The sequence below is a fragment of the Brevibacterium sp. CCUG 69071 genome (assembly GCF_021023135.1).
Classification (GTDB): Bacteria; Actinomycetota; Actinomycetes; order Actinomycetales; family Brevibacteriaceae; genus Brevibacterium.
In genome coordinates, this window is sequence record NZ_PGFV01000001.1 from 989,665 (window position 1) to 1,009,056 (window position 19,392).

Below are 19,392 nucleotides of genomic sequence, written 5' to 3' on the forward strand. Positions count from 1 at the left end.
CTGCAGATCACCGCGATGGGCGAGCCGCGGTTTCGGAGGGTGAGCACGACTGACTTGCTGATTGAATCGATATCCTTCAATATAGAGGCATGTCTAATCAAGCATCTCTCACTGCACCCCCTGTGACGCGACGGCTCTCGACCCTGGACAGGTGGCTGCCGCTGTGGATCGGGCTGGCGATGGTCGCAGGCCTCCTTCTGGGACGATTCATTCCTGGAATCTCGGAGTTGCTGTCGCACATGGAGATCGGCGGGATCTCCATGCCGATCGCGCTCGGCCTTCTCGTGATGATGTACCCGGTCCTGGCCAAGGTCCGCTACGACAAAGTCGCCGCCGTCACCGGCGACAAGAAGCTCCTCATCTCCTCTCTGGTACTCAATTGGCTCGCCGGGCCGGCGATCATGTTCGCCCTGGCCTGGCTGCTCCTGCCCGACATTCCCGAGTACCGCACCGGGCTCATCATCGTCGGTCTGGCCCGCTGCATCGCCATGGTCGTGATCTGGAACGACCTGGCCTGCGGCGACCGCGAGGCGACCGCGGTGCTAGTGGCGATCAACTCGGTCTTCCAGGTCGTCATGTTCTCCGTCCTCGGCTGGTTCTACCTCAGCGTCCTGCCGAGCTGGCTCGGCCTGGACACACAAGGGCTCGAGGTGTCGATGGGCCAGATTGCCCTCAACGTCCTCGTCTTCCTCGGAGTGCCCCTGGTCGCGGGATTCGCCTCGCGCTGGATCGGTGAGAAGCGCAAGGGCCGGGACTGGTACGAGGAGAAATTTGTTCCTAAGGTCGGACCATGGGCCTTGTACGGGCTGCTGTTCACTGTGGTACTGCTGTTCGCCCTCCAGGGTGAGCAGATCACGAGCCGGCCGCTGGACGTCGTCCGGATCGCTCTGCCGCTACTGGTGTACTTCGCCGTCATGTGGTTCGCCGGCCTGCTGCTGGGCAAAGGCATCGGCCTCGGTTATGCACGGTCGACGACACTGGCATTCACTGCGGCGGGCAACAACTTCGAGCTCGCCATCGCCGTCGCGATCGGCACCTTCGGCGCGACTTCCGGCCAGGCACTGGCCGGCGTCGTCGGACCGCTCATCGAGGTGCCCGTCCTCGTCGGCCTCGTCTACGTCTCCCTCTGGGCCGCCAAGGCGTGGTTCCGCACCGATCCCTATAACCAGGAGGTACGAACGTCATGACCGACATCGCCCTGACGCCAGCCGCCCCCGATGAAGACTGCCTGCCCCAAGTGACGCCGATCTCGACGGCCCTCGGCCAGGAGGTTGCCGCGACACTCGCGGGCACCCTCAAAGCCCTCGCCGACCCATTGCGTCTGCGGATGCTCTCGGCGATCGCAGCCGATCCTCGCGGCGAGTCGTGCGTATGCGATCTCGCCGACCTCGCCGACGTCTCACAGCCGACCGTCTCCCACCACCTCAAGGTCCTCCGGACAGTGGGGCTGCTCGATTCCGAGCGCCGTGGGACTTGGGTCTGGTACAGCATCGCGCCAGGGAAAAGTGACGCTGTCGCCGCCTTGCTCGAAGGATTCGCACCGGCGGCCGTCGCCCCCAGCATGGAACCGGAAACGACGGCCGCCGCAGAGCTGGAGAGCATGGACGAGCACATCGAGCGTCTGGCCGCCGACCTCGCCAACGCGACGTCGCAGCTGCCGCGGGATACCGTCACCAGCATCGTCCGGGAATCGTACACGGCGCTGGCCCGGTCGGCGAAGATCACACGCTACCTGGTGCCCCTGAGCGAACGCTTCGCTCGGCAGCGACTGGCTGACCTCACCCGCAACCGAGCAACCGCACCGCCTCAGGTGCTGTTTGTCTGCGTCGCCAACGCAGGTCGCTCCCAGCTGGCCGCGGCGCTGACCCGCAGCCTGTCCGAGGGCAGGGTCGTCGCCCGATCCGCCGGCTCGACCCCGGCGGCGGGCATCCACCCGCACGTGCGCGACCTCGTCGCCGAGATCGACCGCGAGGCCGCCGACGAGGCGTTCCCCAAGCCGCTCACCGACGACGCCATTCGCGCCGCCGATGTCGTGGTGACCATGGGCTGCGGCGACGCCTGCCCCGTCGTCCCCGGAGTCCGGTACGAAGACTGGGCTGTCGGCGACCCGGCCCTGGCATCGCCGGAGGGACTCGCCGCTATCCGCGACGACATCGCTACACGCGTCAGCCGACTCCTCCCCACCTTCACCACCGAATGAACGAGAGAAGCACAGATATGAACGATCGCACGCCCTCCGTCCTGTTCGTCTGCGTCCACAACGCCGGCCGCTCCCAGATGGCCGCCGGCTGGCTGCGCCACCTCGCCGGGAATCAAATCGAGGTCCGCTCAGCAGGATCCATGCCCGCCGAGCAGATCAACCCGATCGCTGTCGAGGCCATGGCCGAAGAGGGGATCGACATCACCGCCGAGGAACCCAAGGTCCTCACCACCGAGGCCGTGCAGGACTCCGACGTCGTCATCACGATGGGCTGCGGCGACGCCTGCCCGTACTTCCCCGGCAAGCGCTACGAGGACTGGAAGCTCGACGATCCCGCTGGCCAGGGCATCGAGGCGGTACGCCCGATCCGCGACGAGATCAGGTTTCGAATCGAGACGCTCACCGCAGAGCTGCTCGATCAGGACCCGGCGCGGGCGTGAGTGACGTCGTCGTCATCGGAGGAGGCCAGGCCGGACTCGCCGCAGGATATTTCCTCCGCCGCGCCGGCCTGGACTTCGTCATCCTCGACGAACAGGAACGACCGGGCGGGGCCTGGCAGCACGGCTGGCAATCGCTCAGGATGTTCTCCCCAGCCCAGTACAGCCCCCTGCCCGGATGGCCGATGCCCGCCCAGACCGGCGAGACGTTCCCCACCGCAGGCCACGTCGTGGACTACCTCGAACGATACGAGGAGCGCTACGAGTTGCCTGTGCGCCGGTCGGTCGGCGTCACCAGCGTCCGCCGGGGGCATGAGCGTTGGACCGTGGACACGGACGCAGGCTCTCTGAAGGCCGCTTCGGTGATCAGTGCCACCGGCACGTGGCAGAGCCCCTACCTGCCGTACTTCCCCGGTCAGGACACGTTCTCCGGCAGGCAGCTGCACACCGTCGCCTACGACTCGCCCGACATGTTCGCCGGCCAACGGGTCGTGATCGTCGGCGGAGGGAATTCCGCCGCGCAGATCCTCGCCGAGGTCTCCACGGTGGCCGAGACGCTGTGGGTCACCCGGCACCCACCGCGATTCATGCCAGACGATGTCGACGGCAGAGTGCTCTTCGACGTCGCTACCGCCCGCGAGGCAGCCCGTCGCTCTGGCCGGAACCACGACGGTGTGGCCGGACTTGGAGACATCGTCATGGTGCCTCCCGTGCAGGCGGCACGAGATCGCGGCGTCCTGGACCGTTCGCCCATGTTCGACCACCTCAGCCCGACGGGAGTCTCCTGGAACGACGGCCGAGAGCACGAGTGCGATGCGATCATCTGGTGCACCGGCTTCCGCCCACACCTCAGCCACCTGAGCGGGCTCGGCCTGACCCGCGAGCACGGCCATCCCGCCACCGACGACACTCGAAGCATCGACCACCCCGGGCTGCACCTGCTCGGCTACGGCGACTGGACCGGATTCGCCTCCGCCACCATCATCGGCGCGGCCCGCACCGCCAAGCCCGCCGTCGCCGAGATCGGCGCTCGGATGGCTAGGGCTTAAGGCTGATGTCGGACGTATCGATGGCGCAGATGATATTGACGTCTATCGATGCGTCGCGTAGATTTTCTATATAGATTATCATCGAATCAAGGAGTTGGCAGATGGACTGCTGGGAACACGAAACGGCCGGCCAGGGTTCTTTCCCCGCCGTCGCGTTCTGCCGGCACTGCGGCGCGGCGCTGTGCCGGGAGCATGCGACAGTCTGCACGGACGAACGCGTTCGCCAGAACGGCATGGGATCGCCCACGCGCCTGCTGCCTGACGGCCGGAAGATCTGCTGCTCGACCTGCCGCGAAGCTTTCGTCGAGTCCATCCCCGTGCACCGAGCGGAGCAACGCCTGCGCGATCTGGCAGCCACCGGGCCAGAGTCCGCAACCGCATCGTGCTGACCCGGCTGGCGCGCCCCTGTTGATGAGTGGTGGACATTAACGACGCTCTATGGAACCTCAACGATGACGAGCCGCCGGCATGCAGGGACTGCGCGGCCGCAATGACATCGCGGCCCGTGTCCACGAGCTCAACGTCGTTCTTACCAACTATTGAACAAAGGTAGATATCGTGATCGAGAAGAAGCCGTCCGTCCTGTTCGTCTGCGTCAAGAACGCAGGCAAGTCGCAGATGGCCGCCGCACTCATGCGCCAGGTCGCCGGCGACTCCGTCCGGGTGCACTCGGCCGGCACCTCCCCCGGGACAGCGCTCAATGCCTTGTCCGCTGCCTCTGTCGCCGAGGTCGGGGCTAGCATGGCCGACGAGCACCCGAAGCCGATCGATCCCACTATGCTGCAGACTGCGGACCGCGTCGTCGTCATCGGCGACGAGGCCGTCGTCGAGCCCGTGCCGGGGATGGCCGGGACCATCGAGACATGGACGATCGACGAGCCCTCGGCGCGAGGGATCGAGGGCGAGGAACGAATGCGCCTGGTCCGCGACGAGCTCGCCGAGAAGGTCCGTTGCCTGGCCGCGGGGCTTGTCAAGACGTCAGAGCCCTGAGCCGGCCACGCACCCCTCGCCGTCGTCGCCTTCGCCCGCCTGGACGTTCTCTGGCGCGCTGGCGATCCTGAACACCTCCTCAAGGTCAGCGAGGACGGCGAAGTCGCTGGCGACGGTGCCGGTCGCCTCGGCCGTCGGCTTCACCAGGAGAGACTCGTCACCAGCAGCACTCAAGTTACTGCACATATGGATGCCAAAGGCCGATTGCGTCCACGATCGCCTCCCACCCGCTCGACATTCACTCCATCATCAGCCGGTGCGCCGGCGCGCCCATCCGGCTACGGGTTATCCGCATGTCCCCGTTGAGCTCAATACCGAATTGAGCAACTAATGGCACTCACCGCTGGCCGTCAATCCAGTCTCGCGCGCAGCGCCGCTTCGATCTGCTCCTGACCAGGTGCGCCAGCGAACCCCTTCCCTGTGGCATAAACCCGGCACGCCAGCGAACGAACCGGTGTCGTTGGGAACAGGTCGACACCGTCGACGAGGATCGTGGGCGAGCCTGCGAACTGCGCGTTCGTTGCATCGACCTCGGTGTGAATCGTGACCAATTGGATGGGCACGGCCGTGAGTCCGAGAACATCCAGTGCTGCGCGCGCGTTGGCTTCGGCGCTGGCCGTGTTCGGGCAGTCGACGATGTGGAGCAGTTCGACCTTCACGAGATCTGCTCCTTCCGGGCCCGGGCGGCACGCAGGCCGTTGAGGATCACGACGACCTCTGCGATCTCATGCACGAGCACCACAGCGGCAAGCCCCAAGACACCGAACAAGGCAAGCGGAAGCAGGACGGTGATGATCAGCAGCGACAGAACGATGTTCTGGTTGATGATGTGCCGTCCCCGGCGGGCGTGGTCGAACGCGCGCGGGAGCAGACGCAGGTCGTGGCCGGTGAAGGCGACGTCGGCTGACTCGATCGCGGCATCGGAACCGGTGGCACCCATCGCGATGCCGATGTCCGCAGCCGCGAGGGCCGGGGCGTCGTTGATGCCGTCGCCGATCATCGCGACCGATCCGTTCTTCTCGCCGAGCTCGGCGATCGCTGAGGCCTTGTCCTGGGGGCGCAGCTCGGCGCGCACGTCATCGATCCAGGCCTGCGCGGCCAGGGCGCGGGCGGTGCGGGCGTTGTCGCCGGTGAGCATCGTCACCTCGACGCCCTGTCCGGCGAGGGTGCGGACCACCTCGGGGACCTCGGGGCGCAGCTCGTCGCGGACGCCGATCGCAGCCGCGGCGGTGCCGTCACGGTGCACGATCACGACCGTCATGCCTTGCTCCTCCAGACCCGCGACCCGATCGCCGAGACTCCCGGCGTCGAGCCAGCGCGGGCTGCCGACCGTGATTCGCGCGCCGTCGAGGGTGCCTTCGATGCCGTGACCTGCCTGCTCGGTCACGGCATCGGCCACAGGCGTACCCGGTGCGGCGGCGGTGATTGCCGAAGCGAGCGGGTGGGTGCTGTGCTGCTCCAGTGCGGCCGCCCACGCCAGCGCCTGCGCCTCGGTCACTCCGTCGGCGGTGAGCACCGCGTTGACGGCGGGCTCGTTGCGGGTCAGGGTGCCAGTCTTGTCCACGGCGACGTGGCGGATCACGCCGAACCGCTCGAACACGGCACCCGACTTGATGATCACGCCGAACTTGCTCGCCGACCCGATCGCGGCCACCACCGTCAGCGGCACCGAGATCGCCAGTGCGCACGGCGAGGCCGCCACGAGCACCACGAGGGCGCGGGTGATCCACAGCTCCGGGTCGCCGAACAGCGACCCGATGACCGCCACCAGGACGGCGAGGATCAACACACCGGGCACGAGTGGTCGGGCGATGCGGTCGGCGAGGCGGGCGCGGTCACCCTTCTCCGCCTGCGCCTTCTCCACCAGGTCGACGATCGTGGTCAGCGAGTTGTCGGTGCCCGCAGCGGTCGTCTCGACTTCCAGCGCGCCGGCGGTGTTGATCGCCCCAGCCGACACCGTGTCGCCGGGCTCGACCTCGACCGGGATCGACTCGCCGGTGATCGCGGAGGTGTCCAGGCTGGATCGTCCCGTCCGGACGATGCCGTCGGTCGCGATCCGCTCGCCCGGCCGCACCAGCATGAACTGACGGACAGCGAGATCCTTGGCCGCGACCTCGACCGATGCGCCGCCTTGGCGGATCGTGGCGGTCTCCGGGACGAGCTTGAGCAGCGCCCGCAGCCCGCCGCGGGCGCGATCCATCGCCTTGTCCTCCAGTGCCTCGGCGATCGAGTACAAGAACGCCAGCGCAGCGGCCTCCTCGACGTAGCCGAGGATGACCGCGCCGATCGCGCTGATCGTCATCAGGAGGCTGATGCTGAGCTTGCCCTTGAACAGCTTCCGGATCGCGCCCGGGGTGAACGTCGACGCGCCCAACAGCAGACCGATCCAGAACAGCACCAACGCCGGGACCTCCAGCCCCGACCATTCCAGCACCAGGCCAGTTAAGAACGCGACGCCAGAGAAGACCGGGACCATGATCCCGGCATCACGCCACCAGGGACGTCCCTGCTCCTCCTCGGCTTCCTCCCCGGTTTGAGTCTCCGGCTCGTCGCAGCCGCACGCCGCGCTCACGCGCCCGACTCGCAGCAGCCCGGCACAGTGCACTCGGCGTCCACGCACGGCGCGTGCTCGTCGACCGCGAGGGTCACATCCATCAGGGCCGTCAGCGCCGCCGCGAGGTGCGGGTCGGCGATCTCGTAGCGCGTCTGCCGCCCCTCGGGCTCGGCCACGACGATCCCGCAGTCGCGCAGGCAGGTCAGATGGTTCGAGACGTTCGAACGGGTCAGCTCTAGCTCGCGCGAGAGCACGGCCGGGTAGCTCGGGCCGGCAAGCAGGGTCATCAGGATCCGAGAGCGGGTCGGGTCCGCCATGGCCCGGCCGAGTCGATTCATGACGTCGAGGCGTGAAGCAATAGTCAGCATGCACTGAACTATACAGTGGCCGCTGAACTATTGTCGATCCTTATGTTGGCTCGACGCTGATCCCACCCCGGGGATCCCCTCGATGACCTCACGATTGACGGCGGAACTCGCCGACCTGCATATCCAGCGGGCGCATCCGACCGGCGGTTGTCGCCCTGCCGTGTGTGCTGGCGACCGTGAGGACGGTCCCTACGGCGGCCACCGCGGCCAGGACCGCGAAACCGGTTGCGTAGCTGCCGGTGACCTCGGCAAGGACCGCACCGGCCCCGGGAGCCAAGGCGGTGGCCAGCAGGACCGGGAGGCCGAGGACGCCGGAGAGGCGGCCGTATCCGCGTGCGCCCCACCGATCAGTGACCGCGGTCGCCTGGAGCAGCGTCGCGATGCCGCGCCCGACCCCGGCGGTCATCGACGCCGCGACCAGCAGACCAACCGGCCCGGGGACCACAGCGAGCACCGAGGTGCTGACGGTGACGAGGCCGAACACGGTCACGGTGCGCACGGTCAGCGAGGCATGCCGGGCAAGAGCGGTGTAGACGAGCCGACCGGCGACCTGCCCGAGTCCGCCGAGGCCGAGCACCCAGGCGGCGGCCTGAGGACTCAGGCCGCGCTCGAGCATAAGCGGCACCAGAGCCAGCAACGCGGCGTACATCGCCAGGGCCACCAAGGTCAGTCCGGCGGCAAGCAACCGGAACCGTGAGTCCCGCACGACGCCGGCAGCGTATGCCTTCTCAGCCTCTGGCTCCTCCGCGTCGACATGCACCGGGCGGGGCCAGGGGCGTCGCAGCACGAGCCAGTGGACCGGGACCGTGAGGACCGCCAGTACGACCGCCGCCCAGAAGTACGTGCCTCGCCATCCCAGCTGGTCATACGCGGCTGCGGTCAACGGCGCGAAGACCGTGCTCGCCAGTCCTGCCACCAGCGTCAGCGTGGTCAGCGCGCCGAGTCGGCCCGCAACGAACCAGCCGGTGATCGCGGCGAAGGCCGGCGGGTAGAGCACTCCGGCCATGGCGACTCCGGCCAGCGCCCAACCGACGACGAACACCAACAGATTCGGCGACGCGGCAATCACCACCAGCGTCACGACGCCGAGACCCGAGCCAGCCGTCATGACGAGACGGGGTCCGTGCCGATCGATAAAGCGCCCGACCGGCACCCCGGCCAACGCCGACACAGCCAGGGCCACAGAGAACGCCGAGGTCACGGCCACCGACGACCAGCCAGTGTCCGAGCTGATCCGCGGAACCAGGACCGGGAAAGCATAGTAGAGCAAGCCCCACGAGACGATCTCGGTCACGCACAGCGCAGCCAGCACCCTTCCCCGCCCGGGCCGCACAACAGCCTCAGCCAACGACGACGCCCCTCGACTGCCTGGCCAGGGCATCGACGACGTAACCCGCGTCGCGGTGGACACCGCGCAGGGTGTTCGACGAGAACGAGCGCTGGAACTCCAGGCCCAGGAACGCCAGGCCAGGCAGCACGGTCGAGACGCCGCGATCGTGCCTCGGCGCGCCGGCCTCATCGAGGACGCCGAGAGATCGCAGGTACGGCATGTGCGGCCGATAGCCTGTCGCGAAGACTATTGAGTCGACGCGCTCCCGCGAGCCGTCGGGCCACGCGACACCGTCCGGGACGTAATTGGCGAACATCGGCCGCTCGTCTGGATGTGCCGCCTCGAGCGCAGCCCTGTACTGTCCGTCGTCGATGATCGGTGTGCCTGTGATGATCCTGGCGAGGACCGACGGCGGCAGGAGGTCAGCGCGGGTGAACCGCAACCACCAGTGCAGGTCGCGCCCGGCAATGACCTGCGGCGCATACCGGACACGGTCCCGCACCGCCAGCGACGTCTCCGCGTGGTCGGCCAGTTCGTGGGCGATCTGGACGGCAGAGTTGCCCGCACCGACGACCACGACCCGCTGACCGGCGAACTCCTCCGGCGACCGGTAGTCGGCCACGTGCAGGACCCGGCCCTGAAATTTCTCCCGGCCGGGGATCATCGGCACGTAGGGGTTGGCGAACGACCCCGAGGCAGCGATGAGTGCATCCCCGACCAGGCTGCTCCCATCGGCCAGCTCCACGGCAAAGCCCGGGCCGTCGGCGGCGACCTCGGTGACGCGAGCATTGGTCCGCACCTCGACGCCCAGCCACTCTGCGTAGCCGCGGAGGTAGTCGGCGACCTCGCCGCGGCCCGGGTACCCGTCGGGGTCGCCGGGGAACCGGTGACCCGGGAAGGCGCTGTACCGGCGCGGGGAGAACAGCCGCAGGCTGTCGTAGTAGCGCGGCCACGACCCAACCGGCTCGTCACCGGCCTCGAGCACCACCGGCTCCCAGCCGCGGTCACGCCCAGCACGGGCCGCGGCGAGGCCCGACTGCCCGCCGCCCACGATCAACAGGCGACCGCGGCTCATCCGTCGGTCCTCGTGCCGATCTGGACCAGCTGGGGCGCGGGTGTGCAGCACCCGCCCGACGTCGCCTGCTCCGGGGCGTCGAACAGGCCCGATCCGCCGCACACGCCGGTGTCGGGCAGCTCCAGCTCGACACGGTCAGCCGCCTCGTGATCGCCGGCGAGCTCGGCGACGACACTGCGGACCTGCTCGTATCCGGTCATCGCTAGAAACGTTGGAGCGCGGCCGTAGGACTTCGCGCCGACGATGTAGAAGCCCGGTTCCGGGTGGGCGAGATCGGTCGCCCCCGTGGCGTGCACTGAGCCGCAGGAATGAAGATTCGGATCAACCTCAGTGGCGACCTTCGTCGGAGCCTGCAGGCGCACGTCGAGGTCGAGTCGGACTTCGGAGAGGAACGACAGGTCGGGACGAAAGCCCGTCGCGACGACCACTCGGTCCGCGGGTTCGAGTCGGCGTCCGTCCTCGGCGACGAGCACCGCCCGACCGTCTTCGACGAGGACCCGCTCGGTACGGAATCCGGTGACGAGGTCGATGAAGCCATCCTCGACTACCTTCTTCGCTCGCTGGCCCAGGGCACCGCGCTCGGGCAGTTCGTCGGCGGAACCGCCGCCGAAGGCGTTGCCGACGGTACCGCGGCGCAGCGCCCAGGTCACCCGGGTGCCCGGCTCGCGGCGGACCACTGTCGCGAGGTCGCCGATCGCGGTCGCGGCCGAGTGGCCGCTGCCGACCACGACGATGTGCTTGCCTGCCAGTTCGGCGGCCTCCTCGCGGCTCGGCGTGCGGTGATCAAGTAGGCCGGCTTCGACGGCGGCCTGTTCGCCGAGGGCGGGCAGTCCCTCCGCGCCCGCCGGGCTCGGTGCCCGCCAGGTGCCCGAGGCGTCGACCACAGCCTTGGCCTCAAGCCGTTCTTCAGTGTCGTCGGCGCGGCGGACGTGGACGACGAACGGCTGCTCCGCGCGGCCGGCGTCGACCGAGAGGTCGCGGCCCTTGCGGCCCACGCCTATGACGCGGGAGCTGTAGCGAACACGGTCGCTCAGCGTCTCGGCCAGCGGGGCCAGGTATTCCTCGACCCACTGAGCGCCGGTCGGGTAGCCGGTCTCGGGCGCGCTCCAACCGGTCGGCTCGAGCAGCCGGCGCGACGCTGGGTCGATGAGCTCGGACCACGGCGAGAACAGGCGGACGTGGCCCCACTCGGATACCGCAGATGCCGGACCGTCGCCCGACTCCAGGACCACGGGCTCCAGGCCTCGCTCGAGCAGATGAGCAGCAGCGGCCAGGCCCTGCGGACCGGCCCCGATAACGACGACGGGATTCACTTCAACCTCCATGTATTGATGTTCTTCGATGGGTCGAGCTTGCCCCACATATCGACAGATGTCAATGCATGAGGCAGAATGGACCCATGACCACTCCCCCAGCCATCGAGTCCGCATCCGACGTCGCGCCCTGCTGCGTCCTCGGCGAGACGATCGACGACGCGGTCGCCCAGGACCTCGCCAGGGTGTTCAAGGCTCTCGGCGATCCCACCCGGGTCAAGCTCATGTCCATCATCGCCGGAAGCAGCGCGGGCGAGATGTGCGTCTGCGACCTCACAGAACCGGTAGGCCTGTCGCAGCCGACGGTCTCCCACCACATGAAGCTGCTCGTCGAGGCCGGCCTGGTCGAGCGCGAGCAGCGCGGCCGCTGGGCGTACTACCGGCCGACCATCGACACCCTGGCGTCCGCAGCCAAGGCGCTCATCGCCTGATGGAAGGCGTGCGCGTCTGTCGACGGAGTGCCTGATTGCCGGACGACCCTCGCTCAGCAGCACTGGCGTCACCAAGACCGATTCTTCCTGCTGCGACAGCCTGCGGAAACCTGCGACGCAGCGGACACGTCGACCAAGACGAGCCAGTGCTAACTTGAAAGCACTACATCCCTCACGCCTCTCCACGATGCGCACTTGGGGGATTTTCTCTGCCCACGTCGTCAAGCTCAGACCGGTCGGTGCTGAGCCTTATCGAGCTCCGCCAGCACCTCGCCAGGATTCTTGACCAGGTCGAACAGGCTGCTTGTCCGGCGGGCCCACCGCGCTGGGTCGTCACCCTCAGCAAACGCGGCAGCCGAGGCGAACTGGTCGTGGAGATTGACCGGCAATAGGTCAGCCAGCTCCGCACCGAACTCGCCAGCGCGGCCGGCTCGAGGAGACGAAGGCCGCAAGAATCTGCCCGGCTTCCCGGTCGCCGGGATCAGTTCGTCTGATGCACCTTCAAGGGCTGCGACAGCGTCGCTCACCCAATCGGTGTCCCAGGCATCAGACAGAGGTACCGCGATCTGCTGAACGCCTTGGATCGCATCTCGTCCCAGCGCCAGTGAGAGCCCGCCTGGATCCTCGTGGTAGTTGAGGTAGCGTGCGACGTCGATTCCTGGAGGGCAGACCTCGGCGAGGACGACGTCACCAAGCCAGTTGCTGGGATCGACGATCCAACCCTCCCGTTCTGTGACAGATGGTTTCAGATGGACCCGGTAGAGGTAAAACTGATTGCCTCGGTCAGCCTGGTCGCGCATTCGCCTGAGCATGTTGTGCACCGCGGCCTCGTACGTGCCGACGTGGAGCGCTTTCGCCCGCTGCCGCGCGGCCCACGCTGTGACCCTCTCGTCGCCGCCCATCATCCTTCGGATCCCGGGCGTCAAGTCCGCCGCGGGGTCGAAGTCCCTCGACGGCCAGTCCGGCTGCGTGCTCGTGTGATACCAGAAAAACTGTGCTACCAGGTCGTCGTTCAGGGCAGGGTCGCCAGCATCGACCGTCACTCTGGGTGCGTCCTCGTGCTCGCATGTCAGGCCGCAGCCGGGACATGTCTCCTTCGCCTGCTCCCAGCGGTCGATCCAGTCCAGGTCGACGACGAAACAATGGCCGCAGCCGCCGCACAGCATGCGCCGATCGCGCCAGAAGTCAAGGGGTCGTTCCATGGCTCCATTCTCCAGGAACGTCTTGCAGAGAAGGACCAACAATCTGGTCCGGGTCGACGGGATGGTCTGTGGTCGTCGGTGCACGAGCTCTAGAACGAATCTCAGAAAGGCTGATTGACCGAAGCCAATCGTGGCCGCCCTGAACGCACGACTCCAGACCTGCGAGCTCATCGCACATTTCGATTACACCAAAGGAGAACTCCTCCTCATAGGCGGAGACGTTCCGATCGTTGACGACAATGGCCGGCTGATAGATGCACTTGGCCTCCCGGGTGGCACCCCCGAGCAAGACGCGGAAGTCGCCCGCGATGCAACGGGCTACGAGCTCATCCTGCTCGGCGCGACGAAGCTGCTCATCGCACCGGCCTCCTCGACTGCCGCTGTGAAGTCCCGCTCGGATACTGAGTGCAGCAGGTCGGCCGGCGATCGATCCGAGCCGTCCGGACCCTTCGGTAATCCAGAGTGCGATGTCTGCCACCAGTCCAACAGCGCAGACGCGAGCAGTGTTGGGTCTGTGTCTGCGTATGTGGTGACGAACATTCTGTTAATTTCCGCGAGGGCGTCGATGATTTTGCCGTCACGGAACTGGAAAGCGGGATAGTGCCTGGTCTTCCCGAGTTCGACCTCGATTACGACTTGGTATTTCCGATAGGCCCGCAACAGGCTGCGTTGAGCCGCCTTCATCGCTCGCGCGGCCTGCTCTGGCGTCCGATCGTACTCGGCGTCGATGACCTCTGCGCCAGTCAACGACGCTCGCGTCTCGGCGGCCGTCCGACACTCAGCACGGTCAAGCAGACTCGCCGCCAGCATGGGCGAAGTGTCGAGTGCGAAGCCCCGGTCCCATACAGGGCTGCTCCGCCAATCGTCGGGAAACCCGAGCTGCAACATTGAGAATCCAATCTCCTGCGACCTGGCTTCAATGAAGTCCGCGAAGTCGACGACATCCGACCGCTCCGGCGCGATGCTCAACATGAGGTGACGCAAGATGAGCAGCACGCCATAGAGCTTGTTATCCACGCCCTTGTCCGCGAGCGAAGCCAGAAGGTGGCTCGGGTCCGCGCGTGTCTGTCCCGGTGCGTCGATGACCACGTCGAACGTACGGTTCCACAAGCGGCCGTAATGCGCACAGATGTTCCGGACGTTGCGGATGTTGTTAAGCCAATTGCTCAGTGCACCGCGGTCGCCGCTACCGTCGGCGGTGCAGATTTGGAAGCGCGCGGCGAGGATCTCCTGATCGCCCTGGGGCATCAGGTCGTAAAGGCCGCTCAGGACGCCGAACGACATCACCTCCGTGGCGACCCAGATCGGCAGATGTGGACCGTATGTCTCGCGGAAGTGCACGACGAAGTCTCCGCGTGCGCGCTTCTCGTGGCGGTCGTACTCCTCGAGCCATTCGCGGTAGGCAGTGGTCGGCTCGGGAGACTCACTCGGGTCCGCCGACCGGAGCGCGCCAAGGTCGTCCGGCCGCCGATGGGCGAATCGGTCCGCCCTGCCGAGCCGGTGACCGATGTGGAACCGGAACGACGTTTCGACCATGCTGATGAAGTCACTTAGACGGGTCCGCAGCTCGTGGTCGAACTCGTACAGGGCGACCACGTGGGCCAGGCTCGTCTCGGGCATGAACGAGTCCAGGCGGATCTCGCGGCCGTCCTTGTCGAAACGGTCTGCAGGAGGCTCGGGTCGAGCTCGGTAGAGGTGCCAGTACCCCGACAGCCGGTAGTACCCGTAGCGTTCGAGGACGCCGGCAGCGAAGGTCTCTGTTCCGCAGTCCATGCCCCGCGTGCGCAGCCGCTGGATCTGCTCGGGGATCGTCAGGAATGGCTTGGCGTAGGTGCTGTCCGGCGTGCTCATCTGCTTATCGTCCTCGTGTCCCCGGCGCGGGGCAGAAAGAGAACAGGCCCGCGTCTCATCTAGAGAAGCGGACCTGTCGTGTTGGTACTAGCTTACGGCATCGGTTCACACGGACCAAACGGGCCGACGGAGCAGGACGAGGCCTTCATGAATAGCCAGCCTCACTAAGTCAATGCGTTGGCCGGGCTCTGGATTCGCTCTGAAGACTGGCCATGCAACTGCGCGCTAGAGACATCGGCGACTGGGCAGACGACCCGTTCTGGCGTCGCCACCTCGACTGAACCATAGCCACACACATGGCCCCGTCAGGCCAGAGCCTGACGGGGCGCATGTGTGAGACGCTAGAGCTACACATAAGCGGGCATGTCAGCTGTCAGATCGCCTTCTATCTGAGCGGTTCAGCTCAACTACCGGCAAGTTGGCGAAGCACGTACTGTATTGCTTTCGTTAGTGGCAGTTCGGGCCCTTGGGCACTTCAGAGACAGGTTCGGCAAACTGAAACCCCAGGTCAGACGCCGATTGTTTCCACTTGTTCACCTACCGCTACCGCAGCATGTCTCGGTGCTGATCTTGGCGGGTCAACATGCTGCGATAGCGGTTCATGTGTCAGACTCACCGCTCCATTCGGTTTGATCCGATGATCCATGCTTCTTCATCCACCGGAACGGGATCCAGGACTGCTTCGGCGAGCTTGGCAAGACGATCGGCAGTGAGATCTGGGCGCGTGGGCGACCTGTGCCGAGCACGCTTAAGGCGGCCCCCTCGGACCCATTGCATGCTTGGGCCGCCGGCGTGAATGAGAGAATCGCTCCATGCCCGACCTCTCGCCCCCAGCCGACTCCTCAGTCAGGGCGTCCATTCTCGACACCAGCGTCATCCCGCTCGGCGAGCGGGCTCTCCAGGGCATTCTCGATCATGTGATGGCCGTCGGTGACGAGGCCGAGACAACCTGTCTCGAGGTCAAGGGCCCGCTCGACATGGGAAGCAAGACGTCCACGGCCAAGATCGTGAAGTTCCTCCTGGGAGCGGCCAATCGTCGTCCGCACGAGGCGGCCCGGCATTTCCGCGGTTACGCGGTACTCGTGATCGGTGCGCAGAAGGACGATGCCCCCGGAGTGCCTCGCGGCACCGAGGCCCACGAGCTCGAGGACCGCCTCCGCCCCTACCTCGGACCGCAGTTCCCCGCCTTCGAGTTCGGGAGGATCGGAGTCGGCCGCGACAACGAAGTGCTATTCGTCATCGCCCAGCCGCCCGAGGACGGCCAGTCGATCTTCCCCTGCCACAAGAGCTATCAGGGCGACGACCGCCGCGACAGCCTCGAGGACGGAGCGATCTACGTGCGGGGCACCAGCAACACCCGTCCCGCACGGTCCGGAGAGGTCCTCGCGCTCGTCGAGCGCGCCCGCGGCGGCGGAAAGCCGCCGATCGTGCTCGAGGTGGAACTGGTCGGCTGCGTCCATCGCGTCGACCGCGTCGAGGAAGTCCTGGAGCAGCTGCTGAACTACCGAGAAGAGCAATTCAGCAAGGAACCGGAGCAGCACGAGAGGAGCTCCTTCTCCCCGGCGTCGCTCCAGTTGGCGTCGAGCGCATTCGGAACCCCGAGACCGCTGTCGAGGGAAGACCGCGAGAAGGCCCTGGCCGCTTGGCGGAGTAAAAAGGCCGAACACATCGCAGGCAGCCGGGAGCACTTCCTGGGCGCGGGACTGCTAGGAGCGGGGATCCGCGTGCTCAGCCGCGACCGTTTCATCGCGAAGCCGCGCCTGACCTTGACCTTCCACGGGTGCGAACTGTTCGACCACCTCGATGCCGACGACGCAGACTTCGAGAAAGCGGCCGAGCCAGTGCTGCGGAGACAGAATCCGCTCGGGCCAGGCTTCGACTACTCGACGCTCCGTCCCCTCCCAAGGGACTACCCCGTGAGCTGGAGCAACCGAGGCGAGGACGCGGAGATCGTGCTCACCCCGGAATCGTTGCGTCCGAACGATCCGTGGACCACCGACCAAGACGACTACGTGATCGTCGCGAGGGATCCCGGAGCCGGCTTGGTGGAGGTCTCCTGGGTCCTCACCGAGGACGGCAACGACACGGTGGCCACCGGCGAGATCACGGTGCCGACCAAGGAGCTCATCGACGCCGCCGACCTGTTCAAGTCAGTGTTCTCTGACGAGGAGTGAGCACGCCGCCAGATGCCGCTGGCGGTCGTAGCTGCGAGGGCGACCCATGAGACCAAAACTCCCGCAACGTTGCAGGGATCTCGTCTCGTTATGAAGATGTCTAAGAGACACCCTCATCGACCGCCACTGCACATCATCCAATTACGCTTGCGTTCCGGGCGAGCTCGACGCGAATATCCCTCCTGCAGCCCATGACGCGTATTCGCGAGCGATGTCTTCGAGCGCGGTGTCGCTGAGGTCACCGACGCCGTGGACGAAGAATCCGGAGCAATAGATCATGCCGACTCGTGCGGCGGTGGTGGCGTACGGGGAGGTGAGCTCGTTCATCGTTCGTCCGTAACGCCCCTCTGGCACGTAGTCGTGGGCGCGTGACCAGGTCGACACCGCGATGGTGAGCTCTTTGCCTTCCAGTGCGTGTCCGCCGGGCCCGTAGGCCCAGCCGCGTTCCAGCGCGACTTCGAGCCATTCGGATAGCAGTGGCGGGGCGCTGTACCAGCGGAAGGGGAACTGCAGGACGATCCGATTGTGCCTGGCGAGTTCCCGCTGCTCAGCTGCGGCGTCGAAGCCGTCGGTTCCGCGGACGTCTGCCAGCGCGCGGACGGTGATCTGCTCTTCGGTGTCGAGTGCTCGGAGCCAGGCGGCGTTGACGCGTGATTTCTCCAGGTCGGGGTGGGCGGCGATCACCAGTGTGGTTGGCTGCATGGTCTCGTCGGCTACTTTCGCTGGTGGGCGTTCTGTTGATTCGTCCCGCGTGCTGACGCGCACGATGACCAGGGCGATCACTGCGACGACACCGAGGAGCGTTGCAAACGCGATCACGGCATTGCCGAGCCCGATGGCGTCAGCGAGATAGCCGGTGGCCACCGGCAAGACTCCAGCCGGGACGTAGCCGGAGATGTTGAGCGCGGCGTTGGACTCGGCGCGTCGTTCGGGAACGATCCGTGTGGCAATAAGCGTGAGGCCGGCAAGCTGACCCAGCCCTTGGGCGGTGCCCGCGAACAGAGCGGCGGCGAGGAAGACCGGCCACCATGGCGTCACGGTGACAGCGAGCCCCAGCATCCCCATCGAGACCACGGCGGTGATGGAACTGAGTGCGAGATGCTCTCGAGTGGAGAGGCTGCCCGCGGCGAACTGGATCCCGGTCGCAAGAAGGAACATTGCGCAGGCGACAGCCCCCGCAATCAGGGGGTCCGGAACGCCGATCGGTCCAGCCAGTACCGAGGGCCCCAGCGAGAGCACGAAGGAGGTCGCTGTGATGCCCGGGCCGAAGGTAGCTGCGCCCCACAGGAGTTCACGCCGACGATCCCGTGGAGGCATCGGCCAACGAAGGAGTCGTTCGCCCGTGCTTCCGACCTGCACCGCCCGTGCCAGCGGCAACCGCATACTGACTGCCAGGGCCGCGAGGCCCAGCGCCGTGACGACGGCGAACGTCCACAGCTGCGGTGTGGGGGTGGTCTTCGCGGTGATCTCCGAGAGCATCGGGCCGAGGCCTGCGCCGAGCACCATGGAGGCGGACGCGATGAGACTGCCTGCCCTCTTGCGCGCAGACGGCGCGACGTCGACTACTGCGGCCATCCCCGCCGTCACCGCTCCTCCGACGGCGACGCCGGCCAGCAGCCGGGCCAGCAGCAGCCACGCGACGTCCAGGGCGAGCATGAACAGCGCCCCGGATGCAATCGCGGCCACCATGGCCGGCACGAGGACCACGCGCCGCCCGTATCGGTCGGCAAGCCCGCCGGCGACGATGAGCGTGCCCACCAGCCCGACCATGTAGCAGGCAAAGATGATCGTGAGCGTCCCGGACGAGAAGCCCCACTCCCGCTGCCACTCGACGTACAGCGGCGTCGAGGCGTTGGACAGCACGAACACCGATACGACCGTCAGTGCTGCTGCCACGGACCATCTGAGATTCCGTTGTTCGACTTCTCGCTTGATCTCCACCGCCTAGTTCGAAACTACTCGTATCAGTACGAGTCGAGTCGAACTTATCATCAGTACGAAGAATCTCCAACAGCGGGTAGACTGCGGGCATGCACACACTTGCGCCGACCTACGCCAATGAGACGGGGCCGCCTGACGAGCTCCCCGAGCGACTGCCGGAGCCTGCGGTGGATGAGATCCGTCTCGAGCGCATCATGGGTGTGCTAGCCGAGCCCCTCAGGCTGACGATCATCCAGAAGCTCCTGCTGTCATCCGAGGACTTCGACCAGACCTGCGGGTGGTTCGGCTTCGACCGGCCCAAGTCCACACTCACGCATCACTTCAAGGCACTGCGCGAGGCCGGCGTCATCACCCAGCGCCAGTACGGCCTCGAGCGACGCAGTCGCGTCCGCCTCGAGGACCTGAACACCCGCTTCCCCGGGCTCGTCGACTTAGTGCTCGACTGGCGCGCAGACGCGGGCTGACCTGCCGGACGGG

Annotated in this window: 19 protein-coding genes; 9 read left to right on the forward strand and 10 right to left on the reverse strand. The window is 66.7% G+C overall.

Annotated features, from left to right (window positions below; all coding sequences use genetic code 11):
* The first annotated feature begins 89 nt into the window (after window positions 1-89).
* The 6 genes from arsB to CV023_RS04565 all read left to right on the forward strand — a co-directional run bounded on the left by arsB (window position 90) and on the right by CV023_RS04565 (window position 4,676).
* The gene (gene arsB, locus CV023_RS04540; RefSeq protein WP_166971860.1) at window positions 90-1,187 is read left to right on the forward strand and encodes an ACR3 family arsenite efflux transporter; all 1,098 of its coding nucleotides are present in this window, start codon (window positions 90-92) and stop codon (window positions 1,185-1,187) included.
* Window positions 1,184-2,200, forward strand: a complete 1,017-nt coding sequence (locus CV023_RS04545) for a metalloregulator ArsR/SmtB family transcription factor (RefSeq protein ID WP_166971862.1) — start codon at window positions 1,184-1,186, stop codon at window positions 2,198-2,200. The genes arsB and CV023_RS04545 overlap by 4 nt, the downstream gene beginning before the upstream one ends.
* Before the next feature lie 17 nt (window positions 2,201-2,217).
* The gene (locus CV023_RS04550; protein WP_230744253.1) at window positions 2,218-2,640 is read left to right on the forward strand and encodes an arsenate reductase ArsC; all 423 of its coding nucleotides are present in this window, start codon (window positions 2,218-2,220) and stop codon (window positions 2,638-2,640) included.
* A complete protein-coding gene (locus CV023_RS04555) occupies window positions 2,637-3,686 on the forward strand; it encodes an ArsO family NAD(P)H-dependent flavin-containing monooxygenase (protein ID WP_139908194.1) in 1,050 nt (349 codons plus the stop codon). The genes CV023_RS04550 and CV023_RS04555 overlap by 4 nt, the downstream gene beginning before the upstream one ends.
* A 101-nt stretch (window positions 3,687-3,787) precedes the next feature.
* Window positions 3,788-4,075 carry a hypothetical protein gene (locus CV023_RS04560; RefSeq protein ID WP_230744254.1) on the forward strand — a complete coding sequence of 96 codons (288 nt, stop codon included), beginning with the start codon at window positions 3,788-3,790 and terminating at the stop codon, window positions 4,073-4,075.
* 169 nt (window positions 4,076-4,244) lie between these two features.
* Complete coding sequence (locus CV023_RS04565; protein WP_157689076.1) at window positions 4,245-4,676, forward strand: arsenate-mycothiol transferase ArsC; 432 nt, start codon at window positions 4,245-4,247, stop codon at window positions 4,674-4,676.
* Here CV023_RS04565 and CV023_RS04570 read toward each other — a convergent pair.
* The 7 genes from CV023_RS04570 to CV023_RS04600 form a co-directional block, all read right to left on the reverse strand.
* Window positions 4,665-4,820: a hypothetical protein gene (locus CV023_RS04570; RefSeq protein WP_157689074.1), complete on the reverse strand. Its 156-nt coding sequence runs from the start codon at window positions 4,818-4,820 to the stop codon at window positions 4,665-4,667. The two genes, CV023_RS04565 and CV023_RS04570, sit on opposite strands and share 12 nt — an antisense overlap.
* A 206-nt stretch (window positions 4,821-5,026) precedes the next feature.
* Window positions 5,027-5,335, reverse strand: coding sequence for a hypothetical protein (locus CV023_RS04575; RefSeq protein WP_039209028.1), 309 nt, complete (start codon window positions 5,333-5,335; stop codon window positions 5,027-5,029).
* On the reverse strand, window positions 5,332-7,248 hold the full coding sequence (locus CV023_RS04580) for a heavy metal translocating P-type ATPase (RefSeq protein ID WP_197678128.1): 1,917 nt from the start codon (window positions 7,246-7,248) through the stop codon (window positions 5,332-5,334). The genes CV023_RS04575 and CV023_RS04580 overlap by 4 nt, the downstream gene beginning before the upstream one ends.
* Window positions 7,245-7,598 carry a Cd(II)/Pb(II)-sensing metalloregulatory transcriptional regulator CmtR gene (gene cmtR, locus CV023_RS04585; RefSeq protein ID WP_039209032.1) on the reverse strand — a complete coding sequence of 118 codons (354 nt, stop codon included), beginning with the start codon at window positions 7,596-7,598 and terminating at the stop codon, window positions 7,245-7,247. Before cmtR ends, CV023_RS04580 begins: the two co-directional genes overlap by 4 nt.
* Before the next feature lie 88 nt (window positions 7,599-7,686).
* Window positions 7,687-8,868, reverse strand: a complete 1,182-nt coding sequence (locus CV023_RS04590) for an MFS transporter (RefSeq protein ID WP_230744255.1) — start codon at window positions 8,866-8,868, stop codon at window positions 7,687-7,689.
* Window positions 8,869-8,938: 70 nt separating this feature from the next.
* Entirely contained in the window at window positions 8,939-10,003 is a 1,065-nt protein-coding gene (locus CV023_RS04595) for a flavin-containing monooxygenase (RefSeq protein WP_230744256.1), read from the reverse strand.
* Window positions 10,000-11,328, reverse strand: a complete 1,329-nt coding sequence (locus CV023_RS04600) for an FAD-dependent oxidoreductase (protein ID WP_230744257.1) — start codon at window positions 11,326-11,328, stop codon at window positions 10,000-10,002. Before CV023_RS04600 ends, CV023_RS04595 begins: the two co-directional genes overlap by 4 nt.
* Before the next feature lie 74 nt (window positions 11,329-11,402).
* Between CV023_RS04600 and CV023_RS04605 the strand changes: the two genes are divergently transcribed.
* A complete protein-coding gene (locus tag CV023_RS04605; RefSeq protein WP_092013154.1) occupies window positions 11,403-11,747 on the forward strand; it encodes an ArsR/SmtB family transcription factor in 345 nt (114 codons plus the stop codon).
* A gap of 227 nt (window positions 11,748-11,974) precedes the next feature.
* On the opposite strand, the gene CV023_RS04610 is transcribed toward CV023_RS04605, so the two are convergent.
* Together CV023_RS04610 and CV023_RS04620 are read right to left on the reverse strand one after the other, a co-directional pair.
* Window positions 11,975-12,949, reverse strand: coding sequence for a hypothetical protein (locus tag CV023_RS04610; protein WP_139908196.1), 975 nt, complete (start codon window positions 12,947-12,949; stop codon window positions 11,975-11,977).
* Window positions 12,950-13,267: 318 nt separating this feature from the next.
* On the reverse strand, window positions 13,268-14,800 hold the full coding sequence (locus tag CV023_RS04620; RefSeq protein ID WP_139908197.1) for an Abi family protein: 1,533 nt from the start codon (window positions 14,798-14,800) through the stop codon (window positions 13,268-13,270).
* An 812-nt stretch (window positions 14,801-15,612) separates the two neighbouring features.
* Between CV023_RS04620 and CV023_RS04625 the strand changes: the two genes are divergently transcribed.
* Window positions 15,613-16,974 (forward strand): hypothetical protein, encoded by a 1,362-nt coding sequence (locus tag CV023_RS04625; protein WP_230744258.1) that lies wholly within the window; start codon window positions 15,613-15,615, stop codon window positions 16,972-16,974.
* Between the two features lie 141 nt (window positions 16,975-17,115).
* On the opposite strand, the gene CV023_RS04630 is transcribed toward CV023_RS04625, so the two are convergent.
* Window positions 17,116-18,870 (reverse strand): MFS transporter, encoded by a 1,755-nt coding sequence (locus CV023_RS04630; protein WP_230744259.1) that lies wholly within the window; start codon window positions 18,868-18,870, stop codon window positions 17,116-17,118.
* A gap of 134 nt (window positions 18,871-19,004) precedes the next feature.
* Here CV023_RS04630 and CV023_RS04635 point away from each other — a divergent pair, with 134 nt between their 5' ends.
* The gene (locus tag CV023_RS04635) at window positions 19,005-19,379 is read left to right on the forward strand and encodes an ArsR/SmtB family transcription factor (RefSeq protein ID WP_092107781.1); all 375 of its coding nucleotides are present in this window, start codon (window positions 19,005-19,007) and stop codon (window positions 19,377-19,379) included.
* The last annotated feature ends 13 nt before the right edge of the window (window positions 19,380-19,392 follow it).